Annotated in this window: 12 protein-coding genes and 2 pseudogenes; 8 read left to right on the top strand and 6 right to left on the bottom strand. The window is 61.3% G+C overall.

The features are described from left to right. The 4 genes from ACI944_RS06385 to ACI944_RS06370 form a co-directional block, all read left to right on the top strand. On the top strand, positions 1–612 hold a 612-nt coding region (locus tag ACI944_RS06385), incomplete at its 5' end, for an HAD-IC family P-type ATPase (protein ID WP_411718221.1). Between the two features lie 92 nt (positions 613–704). Then, positions 705–2,348, top strand: a complete 1,644-nt coding sequence (locus ACI944_RS06380; RefSeq protein WP_411718222.1) for a potassium channel family protein — start codon at positions 705–707, stop codon at positions 2,346–2,348. A 177-nt stretch (positions 2,349–2,525) separates the two neighbouring features. Then, positions 2,526–3,974: an ATP-binding protein gene (locus tag ACI944_RS06375; RefSeq protein WP_411718220.1), complete on the top strand. Its 1,449-nt coding sequence runs from the start codon at positions 2,526–2,528 to the stop codon at positions 3,972–3,974. Between the two features lie 130 nt (positions 3,975–4,104). After that, positions 4,105–4,284, top strand: coding sequence for a hypothetical protein (locus ACI944_RS06370; RefSeq protein ID WP_411718219.1), 180 nt, complete (start codon positions 4,105–4,107; stop codon positions 4,282–4,284). Positions 4,285–4,290: 6 nt separating this feature from the next. On the opposite strand, the pseudogene ACI944_RS06365 reads toward ACI944_RS06370, so the two are convergent. Then, positions 4,291–4,401 (bottom strand): annotated as a pseudogene (locus ACI944_RS06365) (RNA-guided endonuclease TnpB family protein); the annotation flags it as partial. 537 nt (positions 4,402–4,938) lie between these two features. Here ACI944_RS06365 and ACI944_RS06360 point away from each other — a divergent pair. Further along, entirely contained in the window at positions 4,939–5,493 is a 555-nt protein-coding gene (locus ACI944_RS06360) for a diadenylate cyclase (protein WP_411718218.1), read from the top strand. A 53-nt stretch (positions 5,494–5,546) separates the two neighbouring features. Here the strand turns inward: ACI944_RS06360 and ACI944_RS06355 are convergent, their stop codons facing one another. From ACI944_RS06355 to ACI944_RS06345, 3 genes are all read right to left on the bottom strand, one after another. Then, complete coding sequence (locus tag ACI944_RS06355) at positions 5,547–5,972, bottom strand: universal stress protein (RefSeq protein ID WP_411718217.1); 426 nt, start codon at positions 5,970–5,972, stop codon at positions 5,547–5,549. Positions 5,973–6,040: 68 nt separating this feature from the next. Beyond that, positions 6,041–7,501, bottom strand: coding sequence for an amidase (locus ACI944_RS06350; RefSeq protein WP_411718216.1), 1,461 nt, complete (start codon positions 7,499–7,501; stop codon positions 6,041–6,043). Between the two features lie 105 nt (positions 7,502–7,606). Continuing rightward, positions 7,607–8,041, bottom strand: coding sequence for a universal stress protein (locus tag ACI944_RS06345; RefSeq protein WP_411718215.1), 435 nt, complete (start codon positions 8,039–8,041; stop codon positions 7,607–7,609). A gap of 149 nt (positions 8,042–8,190) precedes the next feature. On the opposite strand from ACI944_RS06345, the gene ACI944_RS06340 reads away from it, so the two are divergent. The 3 genes and pseudogenes from ACI944_RS06340 to ACI944_RS06330 all read left to right on the top strand — a co-directional run bounded on the left by ACI944_RS06340 (position 8,191) and on the right by ACI944_RS06330 (position 11,138). Continuing rightward, the gene (locus ACI944_RS06340; RefSeq protein WP_411718214.1) at positions 8,191–8,640 is read left to right on the top strand and encodes a universal stress protein; all 450 of its coding nucleotides are present in this window, start codon (positions 8,191–8,193) and stop codon (positions 8,638–8,640) included. A 106-nt stretch (positions 8,641–8,746) separates the two neighbouring features. Continuing rightward, a pseudogene (locus ACI944_RS06335) lies at positions 8,747–9,373 on the top strand (IS607 family transposase). Beyond that, the gene (locus ACI944_RS06330; RefSeq protein WP_411718213.1) at positions 9,366–11,138 is read left to right on the top strand and encodes a zinc ribbon domain-containing protein; all 1,773 of its coding nucleotides are present in this window, start codon (positions 9,366–9,368) and stop codon (positions 11,136–11,138) included. The pseudogene ACI944_RS06335 and the gene ACI944_RS06330 overlap by 8 nt, the downstream one beginning before the upstream one ends. Positions 11,139–11,311: 173 nt before the next feature. On the opposite strand, the gene ACI944_RS06325 is transcribed toward ACI944_RS06330, so the two are convergent. After that, the gene (locus ACI944_RS06325) at positions 11,312–11,524 is read right to left on the bottom strand and encodes a hypothetical protein (protein ID WP_411718212.1); all 213 of its coding nucleotides are present in this window, start codon (positions 11,522–11,524) and stop codon (positions 11,312–11,314) included. 206 nt (positions 11,525–11,730) lie between these two features. After that, positions 11,731–12,144 carry a desampylase gene (locus tag ACI944_RS06320; RefSeq protein ID WP_411718211.1) on the bottom strand — a complete coding sequence of 138 codons (414 nt, stop codon included), beginning with the start codon at positions 12,142–12,144 and terminating at the stop codon, positions 11,731–11,733. Positions 12,145–12,169: the final 25 nt, after the last annotated feature.

Genomic DNA, 12,169 nt, shown 5'->3' with positions numbered 1-12,169 from the left:
ACCGAGACGGACCTGTACGGTGTCGTCGCCGTCGCCGATACCGTCCGCCCCGAGGCGCGGGCGGTCGTCGACGCGCTCGCCGACGCCGGCGTCCGGACGGTGATGCTCACCGGGGACAACGAGCGAACTGCCCAAGCCGTCGGCGAGGCCGTCGGAATCGGGACGGTCCGTGCCGACCTCCTGCCAGAGGCGAAACTCGACGCGATTGAGGGCCTGCTTGCGGACGGCACCGTCGCAATGGTTGGCGACGGCATCAACGACGCCCCTGCTTTAGCCCGCGCCGATGTCGGAATCGCGATGGGCGCCGCCGGCACCGACGCGGCGCTGGAGACGGCCGACATCGCGCTCATGGCGGACAACTTGGGTGGGGTCCCCTACAGCCTCCGGTTGGCCCGAGGGGCCAACGACATCATCAAGCAGAACATCGGCGCGAGCCTCGCGGTGAAGGCGGTCCTCGCCGTCGGCGCGCCGCTGGGCTACGTCTCGGTCATCGTCGCCGTCCTCGTCGGCGACATGGGGATGAGCCTCGGCGTGACGTCGAACGCCTTCCGCCTCGGCCGGGTCGAACCAGCGGAGTACGACGGAGGCCGGGACGGGACAAAGGTCGACTGAGCGTTACCCTCGCATCAACAGTTTAATGCTTAAAAACACTCAAGAGGCGATAACCCTCATACATCTGAGTCCGTCTTATACAACTCATGGCCATACAGACCTGGAAACGGCGCGCTATCGGATATCTGACTCTTTTGGCCACGGCGATCGTACTGACCGCGGCCGGGTATCAGACCGGTATGGATGTGTACGAGGGGCGGCCGCGGACGTTTCTCGATTCGCTCCAATTCGCCGTCGAAATGTTCACAACGACCGGGTTCGGCGGAGACGCACCGTGGACGAGCCCGGAAATGCAGGCGTTCATCACCGTCGCCGACCTACTTGGGATGGTGTTACTCGTCGGCGCGCTGCCGGTGTTCGTGGCACCGATCGTCGAAAACGCACTGTCAACGACGACCCCACATAAACTGGAGACGGATCTCACCGACCACGTTGTGATCTGTTCGGACACGACGCGCGCGGACGAACTCATCAGAGAACTCGAAACCAACAACGTGCCGTACGTTATCGTCGAATCCGACCGCGAACGGGCCGACGAGCTGTACGAGGACGGAAAGCGCGTCATTCAGGCGGACCCCGAATCGGTCGATGGGCTGGATGCGGCCCGCCTCTCCACAGCCCGTGCCCTGTTTGCGGACCAGTCCGATCAGGTCGACGCGAGTATTGTCTTGGCTGCGAAAGAGCTCACCGACGACGTGCCCGTCATTAGCGTCGTCGAGAACTCGGAGGCGGAGACGTACCACCGGTTAGCCGGGGCCGACACCGTCCTTTCTCCGCGGTCGTTGCTGGGCGAGAGCCTCGCCGCGAAGGTAACTACGGCCGTGCGGACGGGCATGATCGACGCGGTCGATATTGGGGATCAACTACAGCTCGCGGAGATTTCGATCCGACACGGCAGCCGTCTCGCGGGGCTGACACTGGCCAACAGCGGGATCGGGGAGCGAACGGGGGCCAATGTGCTCGGAGTATGGGTTCGGGGCGAGTTTATCGCCTCACCGTCGCCCGACATGGAGCTGGCGGAGGGGAGTGTCCTGCTCGTCTCCGGCCGTAACGACCAGCTGGAACAGCTCGCCGAAATGACGCAGGCACCGGTTCGCGGCTTCGCAGCCGGTCGGACGGTCGTTATCGGGTACGGACAGGTCGGGCGGGCCGTTTCCGCCGAGGTTGAAGAGGCTGGCATCCCGTGCACGATCATTGATAGATCGGACATCGACGGTGTCGATGTGGTCGGCGATGCAACCAACCCGGAGACGCTTACTGCTGCTGGCGTTGAGGAGGCCGATACCGTGGTTCTGGCGTTGCCTGACGACACCACGACCGAGTTTGCCACGCTCGTGATACGCGATCTGGCACCCGATACACAGATTCTCGCCAGGGTGGAGGAGCAGGCGAACATCTCGAAAACGTATCGCGCCGGTGGTGACTACGTTCTGTCACTGGCGAGGGTGACTGGTCGGATGTCGGCTTCGCAGTTGCTGCCAGGCCGCGAGGTGGTGTCGCTGGAGCAGCAGGTCGAAACAATACGACAACAGGTGCCGCTGCTCGATGGATTGACGATCGGGGAGGCAAACGTGCGGGACCGAACCGGCTGTACGGTGGTCGCGATCGAGCGCGAGGAGGACATCGTCACTGACATTGGACCGGACACGACGATCCGGTCCGACGACGTACTCGTCGTCGTCGGAACCGACGAGGCGATCAACGACTTCGAACAGGAGTTCCGGCTCCGCGTATAGCCCCTCACAACACGCATTCGGGCCCCCTCAGACAGCGGACACACGCGTTGCTAACAGCCGTTTTCTGTTTTTATATTAAGTATAAGAGTGCTGAGTGAACGCCGTCTCAAAGTGTCGGCAAAGAACTCCAATATCGCCGGTCCTTTTAGGTCAAGTGTACTAATACTAGTAGATACGATGTCTATTGAGACTCCTGATAAAGCTATTTCTGAGCCGATAAAGATATTACATATAGATGATAATTCAGGGTTTCTCGATCTGACTAAAGCGTTCCTTGAGAAAGAACTTAACGAGATTGATATGACAACTGCGGTTGGCCCCACTGAGGGGCTCGAGCGTATCGAGGAAGGGGCGTTTCATTGCGTGGTCAGCGACTACGAAATGCCCAAGATGGATGGACTTGCGTTGCTCGCCGAGGTCCGAGAGGAGTACCCGGAGTTGCCGTTCGTGCTCTACACCGGGAAGGGCAGCGAAGAGATCGCAGCCAAGGCCATCAACGCCGGAGTCACCGGTTACTTCCAGAAGGGCGGCCCGGAACAACACCGCCGGCTCGCCAACCGAGTCAAACACGCCGCAAAACAGTACCAAACCCAAATCGAGTCCGAGCGGTACTCGACCGTCCTCCGTGCATTGGACTACCCCGTCTACGTCGTCAACGATGAGGCCGAATTCGAGTATGTCAGCGAAGCGTTCCTCACACTCACCGGCTACGACCGCGAGGAAATCGTCGGCAACCAACCCAAGAAAGTCAAGACCGACGAGGGGGTCCAGCGGGCGAATGACATACTCGCGGAAATCGTCTCATCCGATGGGCCGGACGCAAGAAAGTTCAGGGTCGATATTCAACGGAAGGACGGCGAGACAGTCCCCTGTTACGATCACATGGCCGCGCTGCCGTTCGACGAGGAGTTCCGCGGTTCGGTCGGGATCCTCAGAGATGCGACCCGCGAGCAACGCCAACGAAGGGAACTCATCCGACAGAACGAACGTCTCGAAGAGTTCACTTCGATCGTCTCACACGATCTCCGAACGCCGCTAAGCAATGCGAAGACGGCAGCCACGCTGGCCCGATCGACGGCAGACGAGAGTCACTTCGACACGTTGGAGGCGGAACTCGAACGAATGGAACAGATGATCGACGAGTTGCTCACGCTCGCAAGCGAAGGACAGGCAGTATCGGACACCGAACCGATAGATGTCGGTTCGCTGGCCGCTGAAGCGTGGGAACCGTTCGGGTCCGAACAGGACAGTCTCGTCACTCCCAGCGAAACGGTGCCCGTCGACGGCGACGAATCGCGTCTCCGGCGACTTCTTGAGAATCTGCTCCGTAACGCCGTCGAACACTGTCCGTCGCCGGTCGCCGTAACCCTCGGACGAACCGAAGACGGATTCTACGTCGCGGACGATGGCCCTGGAATCGACGAAACCCACCGCGAGGACGTGTTTGAGTTCGGATACACGACCGCCGAGGACGGAACGGGGTTTGGACTAGCGATCGTCAGACGGATCGCCGATGCACACGGCTGGAAAATCGCCGTGAACGAAAGCGACAGCGGCGGGACTCGATTCGACGTGCAGGTCACCTCAACCACGAGTGTCTCGGAGGCACATCCGATAGTGAACTGAGCGTTATGCAGTGCCTCGACATGCTACGCGAGTATCAAACAGAGCACACGAGACTCGTCACGGGTGTTAGCGGGCCCAGTCTCGGCACCGTTGTCGAGGCTAAAACAACAGCCAGCGAAGTCACCGGATCATGAACGACAGTACTCTCATGCACGAATACGCGGTGTACAAACGACAGAGCGGACAGGGGCAATCCTACCTTGGCACCGTCGAGGCGGCGGATATGACCGAGGCGGTTGATAAAGCGCACGCTCAGTACGGTGGGTTCATCGAAATTGAACGAACTGACGATTGTAAGCAAGATAAGTGAACTACCCTACTCGCTCACGGCTGACGCCGTTCGCTCCTTGAGGGTAGGGCTTCCTGCTTCCACGACGCGCTTTGCAGACACAGGTGTATCCACAGGGAGCGCAGTCTCCACAGGCGTTAACGAGAGCGAAGCTCTCGTTCGTACATCAGAATCGCTGCTCTTGTGAACGCTGTATCCCCTCTCTGCTCGCGCCTCCCGTTCGGTCGGCGCTCGCTGAGGAAGGGGGCTTAGCGCCTACTTTCAGCTAACAAACTATCTCTTGGCTGAGCTGATGAAACGACGATTAGAGCACAGCAGCGAAGATGATGACCCAGTGACTTCCACCAGGGAGGTCAAGCGGGCCTGATCGAAGTTTGAACCACTTCGCACTGTCGGACCCTGTCGCGGAAAGGAGTGTACTCTCCGCTCGGCTGACTGCACGCTCAGTCCAAATTGGAGCGGAACGCACGACGCGACGCCCGGAGGCCGAAAACGGGGCGCAGTCGGGCTGCACATTGCCAAAGTGTGCCAGCAGCCCGTTTGCGGCTCAACGGCAGTCCGATGGATGCCGTATCCCGATTTGAACACCACACGGACGAATCGACATCAGCAGTTATTCGTTTCAGGGAGGATTCAAATAATTATATATTTAATAATGGTGTAGAATTCGGGGACATGACCGACCGAAGCGCAAATCAAGTGAGCTACAAGTCGAGTCCGGATCTGATGAACCTCATCAGGTTCACCTGTGAGGCGCTGAGTCTCGAATTTACCAGATGGGACGAGCAGTACGCTGCTGGCCCGAGTCTATATTTTCTCGTTGTTGCCGATGTCGAATGTGAGGACTACACGGATCCGCTCGGGGCGAATAGGTGGCCGATTGAGCGATGTGGGGGTGTCTTGGAGTCGCCCGAAACGTTTGTCAACGTGGCGCGGGACGTGGCGTTTCGCTGCGACGGAGCCGTTCTCGTCGCCGCGGATGGTACTGTGCAAGAACAGATGGTTCGGGTTCGCACCCCGAATCGGGAGCGACTGGCCGACAGCATGGAGATGGACTCCGCCGATTGGATGGGGACGAAGCATCTGAGCGCACTGGAGATATCCACCCGTGAAGAGGTGCTGTGGAGTGTGACGTTAAGCGAGGAAACCGGCCGGGTCAGTTCGTTTCGAGACGGCGCGTATCAGGACTACTCGCGGACGGAGATCGGCGGGCGGTGGCGATCCGCCTGAGTTCGGAGGTGCCCGAGACGCCCCGGTTCGTTCGGGGAACTCTGTCTCGCCCCTCATTCGCTGCGACTGGGAAAGATCATCACTGGGATGTCAGCCTCCCGTATCAGCTTCCCCCCGGGATCGCCGGCGAGTGTTCGACTCCATGTGTCGAGGTCTCTGGGCGTGAACGCGACGAGTGTCGCCTCAACAGTACCGACGGCGTCGGTGATGGCTTCGGACACGGTGCGCCCTTCGAGCGTCACCCACTCGAGTTGCAGATCCTGTCGGCCCAACACAGAAACAAACGTCTCGTAGGTTTCCTCGGCGAAGTGGTCTCGTCCCGTCGCGATCGTTGTCCCGGCAGCCTCACCCTGGGTAACGTGCGTGATAACGAGTGTTGTTTCCGAGTCGATGTAGGGACGGACCGCCCGCGCAGTTCGTTCAGCGTCGTCGGGATCTGCGAGCGGGAGCAGGATCCGCTTGAACAGGGCATCGTCCATACGGGGCATCCGAATGCATCCAATAAAAGTGTAGCCGCTGGCTTTTATAAACGGCTATCGGCTATCAGCTACCCTATGCGATCGAACAACCCCCGGTACGCGTCGGCCCACGGCCGGTGGCGTTCGAGTGCCGCCGCGACCGCCAACACGTCCGTTTCGGCGTACCGGTGGCCGACGACCTGTAGGCCGACGGGCAGTCCGTCCTCGGTGAAGCCGGCCGGAACCGACGCGGCCGGATGCCCCGTCAGGTTGAACACCCACGTCAACATCGCGTCGGTCGGCACGCCCCGCACGGACTCGCCGTCGATCTCGGTCGGGTAGCCGTCGGCGAGGTGTTTGCCGTACGGCGGGACGGTCAGCGTCGGCGTCACGAGGGCGTCGTGGTCGCCGAGCGCCGCCTCGATCGCTCGGTAGGCATCGGTCCGGGGAACGTTCGACAGCCGTTCCTCGACCGTCTCGACTCCCTCCGCCAGCGTTGCGGTCGCCCGGGCGGTGTCCGCAATGGCCGCGGTTTCGAAATCGATCCCGTGCTCGGCCTCGATCTGCTCGGCGAACGCGCCGAAGAAGGCCCCGACCTGCGTGACGTAGGCCTTCGAGAGCCGCCGGTAGGGTGGGAGGTCGACATCGACCGATTCGACGCCCACGCCGGCCGACGCGAGGTCCTCAAGCGCTTCGCCGACGACCGCCCGGACGGCCGACTCGACCGGCTGGAGGTCGAGATCCGGGCTGTAGGCGACCGAGAGTTCCCCGCTCGGCCGACCGGTCGCCGCCAGGTAGTCGGGATCACCGAGCGGGACTGAGAGTGGGTCGCGGCCGTCGTAGCCGGCCAAGACATCGAGCAACAGCGCCGTGTCCTCGACGCACCTGGCAATCGGGCCGCCGACGAACGTCGGCGTCATCGCACAGAACCCGTCCATCGACGTGTACTCCGGGACGACGCCGAGCGTCGGTTTGAGGCCGATGACGTGACAGCACGAGGCAGGCACCCGCAACGACCCACCGATGTCCGACCCGGTGGCGAGCCGGACGGAGCCAGCGGCCACCGCCGCGGCCGACCCCCCGGAGGAGCCGCCGGCGGAGCGCTCGGCGTCGAACGGCGTCGACGTCGCCCCGACGAGGCGGTTCTCGGTCTTGATAGTGTGTGCCATCGCCGGTGTGCTCGTCGTTCCGACGACGACCGCGCCAGCGGCCTCTAAGCGCTCAACGCCGATTGAATCCTCGCTTGCGACGTTGTCCGCGAGCGCCCGTATGCCGAGGGTGTTCGGAACGCCCGCCTTCCGCGTCCGGAGGTCCTTGATCCCCACCGGCACTCCGGCGAGGGGCCCGGGGTCCGCACCCGCTTCGACCCGCGCGTCGATCGAGTCGGCGCGCTCGCGGGCCGACTCCTCGATAATCGTAATGAAGCTGTTCAGTTCGCCGGTGGCGTCGATACGGTCAAGCGACGCCGCAACGAGTTCGCGGGCGGTGTGACGGCCGGCTCGCACGTCGGCAGCGAGTTCGCCGGCGGCGGCGTTGGGAGGGTCGGACATACCGGAGGATGTCGGCACCGTTTCATAAATCCCGAGGGGCGACCGCGTTCCCACTGGGGGCGACCGGCCCCACGGCAGCCGATATCGTCGATACTGGCTGCGGGCCTACGCCGGTCCGAGCGGGACCACGAGCGTCTGGCAGTCCGTCTCGGTGATGACGTCTTGGGAGACGCTGCCGAGCATCCGTCGCTCGTGGCCGTCGGCGCCGTGCGAACCCATCACGATGAGCTCAGCGCCGATCTCGTCGGCGTACGCGATGATCTCCTCGCCGGGGCGGCCTCGCCGGACGACGCCCTCGTTTTCGAGGTCCGCCGCGGTCGCGGCGTCCGTGACTGCTTCGACGGCCCGCTCGGCGCTGGCCGTGAGTTCCTCGTCGACGGCGTCGGTCAGCCCCTCTTCAAGCGTGAGGAACACGCCCCTGTCGATGACGGAAAGCGCGTGGATCCGCGCGCCCCGCTGGGTTGCGATGTCGACCGCCGCGTCGATGACCGCGTCCATCTGTTCGCCGCCGTCAGTCGGAACGATGATATCGTCGTACATCTGGTTCGCTCTGCGGTTGTGCCTGAAACAAGTAAATCGGTTCGAATGACGGCCGGGCGGAATCGTCGCTTCCGAGGATCGATGTCGACCCCGGGGAGGGGTCGGGAACCGGCAAAAAAGATAGGTACCCCGGCGTCGGAACAACGGGTATGTACGATAGCGTTCTGTTACCGACCGACGCCAGCCCAGGGATGGACAAGGCGGTCGAACACGCGATCAACGCCGCCAAACAGTACGACGCGACCCTGCATATCCTCTACGTCGTCGACACGGACACCTACACCTCCTACTCCGGCGACGAGTACGTCCATGAGTTCGAGGGCCTCGAAAGCGCCCTCGAACAGGCCGGCGAGGAGGCGATCGAGGCCATCGTCGAGGCCGCCGAGGCAGAGAGCGTCAAGACGGAGACCACCATCAGACACGGCGTCCCCCACGAGGAAATCCTCGCGTACGCAGACGAGGCCGACGTCGGCCTCACAGTTATCGGCTCAAAGAACCGCTCGGGCGAGTACCGCCGGTTGCTCGGCAGTGTCGCCGACCGGGTCACGCGGATGGCCGACCGGCCGGTGACGATGGTCAAAACAGTTGTCGAGGATTGACATCCTCTCCGCGCTAAAACACGAGGATTACTCCGTTGGGGGTTGGATAACTGTTACAAAATCCAGCATTTATAAGTATCTACTGGTAGTAAATAGTAACATCAGAATGCCACGGTCATACTCGATTGGCGAGTTCGCTGATGAACTCGGTGTTCACGCTCAGACCGTGAAACGTTGGTGCCGTAACGGCGACCTTGACTACACCCGAACACCGGGCGGAGAGCGACGGATTCCACACCGAGAACTCCGTCGACTTGCAGACGATACTCGCCCAACAGACCGTGTTGCCCTCTATGCTCGCGTCTCAAGCCACGGTCAGAAAGACAGCGGCGACCTCGACCGGCAACTCGACCGACTCGCAGACTACGCTCACGACCACGGTTAGAGCGTCGAAAACACCTACACCGACGTTGGGAGTGGTCTGAACGAAGACCGCCGTGGCCTCAACTCACTCCTTGATGCTGTGGAAGAGGCCGACTACGGACGCATTCTCGTCACCTACGAAGACAGACTCACCCGCTTTGGGTTCTCGTATCTTGAGAGGTATTTCGACTGTTACGGTGTCACCGTCACCGTCATTGAACACGAGACAAACAAATCAGCACAGCAAGAACTCGTTGATGACCTCATCAAACTCGTCGCCAACTTCAGCGGCAAACTCTACGGTATGAGATCCTCAAAAAAACAACAGGTCGTCAACACCGTCGAATCTGAGGTGAAACCCGATGAGTGACCACCTCTCGCTCCCGATCCGCCTCCCAGATGAGGACGACAAACGATTCGAGCGACTGGCAACACTCTCCCGTCGTGTCGCCAATCACGTCCTCGAACACCACTGGACGCCTATCCATCTGGACGGCATTGCCGACGCATCGCATCAGGCGTGGAAATACTTCGATGAACACGAACCGTTTGAAGAACTCGACCTGTATCTCCCCTCGCGGATTCGACGGTGCATCTTGCAGAAAGTCGGTGAAACCCTCCGGAGTCACGCCGACCGTCGAGACCCCTTTCAATCCATACAGAGCGTGTTGCCCGACCACAAAATCCGACGTATCCACCGCCGACACATCAAAGATCAGCTCTGGAACGACGGTGACTACCTCTCGTCAGGCTACGTGGACATCCTCATCGATCAACTCAACAGCCACTACGACCGTTACGGGACGTATCCAGGCACGTATCTTGCGATACAGGACTGTCCTGAGTACGATAGCGGTGTATTGTCGTTCTCTGCGGATGACGGCCCAACGAGCGGGCAATCTGTCCAATATCAGTACGACAGCGACAACGAGACACTGGCGATTCGACTCAAAACACCGGATACACTGTCGCCGGAGACACGAGGTGATTGGTCGTGGACGGAGTACGAGCGTGGCGGCTACGAAGCGTTTCATGACCTGCTTTCCCACGGCGATCTTTCGGCTCCTGAGTTTCAGCCCGCTCATCGCAAAAACGGAGACGCTTACTACGAACTGTCTTTCCCTGTCGAAGTCGAACACGGGGAGTCGACTGGCGACGGTGACTGCGTGCTGGCGCTTGACGCCGGGGTGCAAAAAGACATGACTGCCGTGGTGGTTACTGACGACGGTGACCAACTGTCTACGCCACAGTTCATACAATTCACTGACCGCGAGAAGATGCGACAACTTCATGATGAACGAACCCGCCTGAACGACCGCCTTGCCGCGTTGCGCCGTGACGGTCGCTCGCATACTGACGAATTCGCGCATATCCAGAGCGAATACGAACGGGTGAATAACAAGATTCGACACAAGCGTGAGCAACTGGCACACGACATAGCCAACCAAGTCCTCGCACTTGCACTCGCCTACGACGTGGACGCCATTGTTCACGAGGATTTGCGCTCGCTCTCACCGCCAAGCGACGAAGGCACGTTGTCGTGGGAGTTGTCATCGTGGGCACGACGGGACATCATAGAGAACATCGAGTATCGGGCAGCAAGTGCTGGTCTCGCTGTCGAACGGGTCTACCCAGCAGGGACGAGTCGGTCGTGTCCCCGGTGTGGTTCGACCGGTCACAGCTGCAAGTCCCCCGACCACCAACAAGAACACTGGTGGGGCGGGCACTTCCGGTGTGACAATGCCCGGTGTGGCTTTGAGGGCGACCGGGATTACATCGGGGCACTGAACGTGGCTCGCGTGTTCTTCAGCGAGACGGACAAGCTAGACCACGGTTTCACGTCCTCCTATACGGGGGATTCTGAAATCGTGCTAGCTGGCCGTTCCGCTGGTGAGCGAAGTTCTGCTTTGCGATCCACGTCAGACGCGGCGTCTGACGCTGGCACGCGGCTCACGTTTGGGTCTGGAATCGTCACCTACGAACCCGAACAGGCAACGGCGATCACTGGTGGTGGGTCGGCTGTCATAGCGCCTGCTGTCGCCGTGCCCGAGTCGAATGCGGATAGTAGCGATGGACGCGGCCCAGTCGTCCAACAGTGTACCCGTTTCTTACGGCGTACTACTGAAAGCTACTGAAAATTGGAACGGTTCGGCTACTGACGCACGGAGGCAACTTGCGGGTTCGTGCGCACTTCTTTGCGACGTTCGCGAGGGTGTGGGTTTCCCCGACCAATCGTGGTCGTCCCACTTCGGGTTGCCGTGGACTTCAAGTCGGAGTCGTTCGTGGTAGTCGGGTCCGTGTTCGTCTTTCAGCTCTTGCCCGACGGGGATTTCGAGGATGAATCGAGCATCGCGACGCTCTCCTCGTGAGCCCCGAGGTGGTCGTAGAACTCCTCGATGAGGTCGGCGGCGATCCGCTCGAACGTGTCCGACATCCCTTCGAGGCGGGCGGCGTCGGCCTCGTCGAAACGCGTGTACACCTGCCGTCGCTCGAGCTTCGCCCCGTCGAAACGCGTGTACACCTGCCGCCGCTCGAGCTTCGCCCCGTCGGTGCGGCCTCGTCCGTCAGCGACGCGCCGTCAACTGACCGCCTCGATTCGGCGTCTACCGTGTGTGTCGTCTGAGAACTCATTCGAGTATCCAAACCCGCCTCGCCATTGCGTTAACACGCCAGGGGAAATCGAGCGATGAGACGGCGATCGAACGGCGGAACCGGTCGCGTCTAAGACTACCGAACGACGCGGATCGATTCGCGCTCGAAGCGCTCGCCCCGCCAGCGCCAACTCCCGAGTTCGGCGTGGTCGCCAGCAAGCGAAACGATAACGTACGAGTGCCCCGGCCACGCCGCGAGCGCTGCGTCGGTGGCGCTCGGCTCAAGCGGTCCGCGCGGGTGAGAGTGATAGAACCCGACGACATCGAGGCCCGACCCATCGATCCGTTCGAGGATTTCGAGTTCCGCTTCGGGAGCGATCTCGTAACGGGTTTCGGGGGTCTCGGCCGCATTCGTTGCCCGATAGCGTCGCTCGACGCTCGCGTCCTCGCCATGCGTCCCGGCGAGGACACCGACGACCTCCTCCGGGGCGCCCTCGCGGGCGTGATCGACGATCGCGTCGCGGTGCGATTCCGAGAGTTCGATCGCCATCTCTCAGACGCCCCGTCCGCGTGCG

Source organism: Natronomonas sp. (genome assembly GCF_046710025.1).
Taxonomy (GTDB): domain Archaea; phylum Halobacteriota; class Halobacteria; order Halobacteriales; family Haloarculaceae; genus Natronomonas.
Note: the sequence above shows the minus strand (reverse complement) of the source record. Positions and strands in the feature narration are given on the sequence as shown.

Coding starts and splice junctions, on each gene's coding strand:
- ACI944_RS06330 (WP_411718213.1), top strand. CDS start 9,366: ATGAGTGACCACCTCTCGCTCCCGATCCGCCTCCCAGATGAGGACGAC.
- ACI944_RS06350 (WP_411718216.1), bottom strand. CDS start 7,501: ATGTCCGACCCTCCCAACGCCGCCGCCGGCGAACTCGCTGCCGACGTG.
- ACI944_RS06360 (WP_411718218.1), top strand. CDS start 4,939: ATGACCGACCGAAGCGCAAATCAAGTGAGCTACAAGTCGAGTCCGGAT.
- ACI944_RS06370 (WP_411718219.1), top strand. CDS start 4,105: ATGAACGACAGTACTCTCATGCACGAATACGCGGTGTACAAACGACAG.
- ACI944_RS06355 (WP_411718217.1), bottom strand. CDS start 5,972: ATGGACGATGCCCTGTTCAAGCGGATCCTGCTCCCGCTCGCAGATCCC.
- ACI944_RS06345 (WP_411718215.1), bottom strand. CDS start 8,041: ATGTACGACGATATCATCGTTCCGACTGACGGCGGCGAACAGATGGAC.
- ACI944_RS06340 (WP_411718214.1), top strand. CDS start 8,191: ATGTACGATAGCGTTCTGTTACCGACCGACGCCAGCCCAGGGATGGAC.
- ACI944_RS06375 (WP_411718220.1), top strand. CDS start 2,526: ATGTCTATTGAGACTCCTGATAAAGCTATTTCTGAGCCGATAAAGATA.
- ACI944_RS06320 (WP_411718211.1), bottom strand. CDS start 12,144: ATGGCGATCGAACTCTCGGAATCGCACCGCGACGCGATCGTCGATCAC.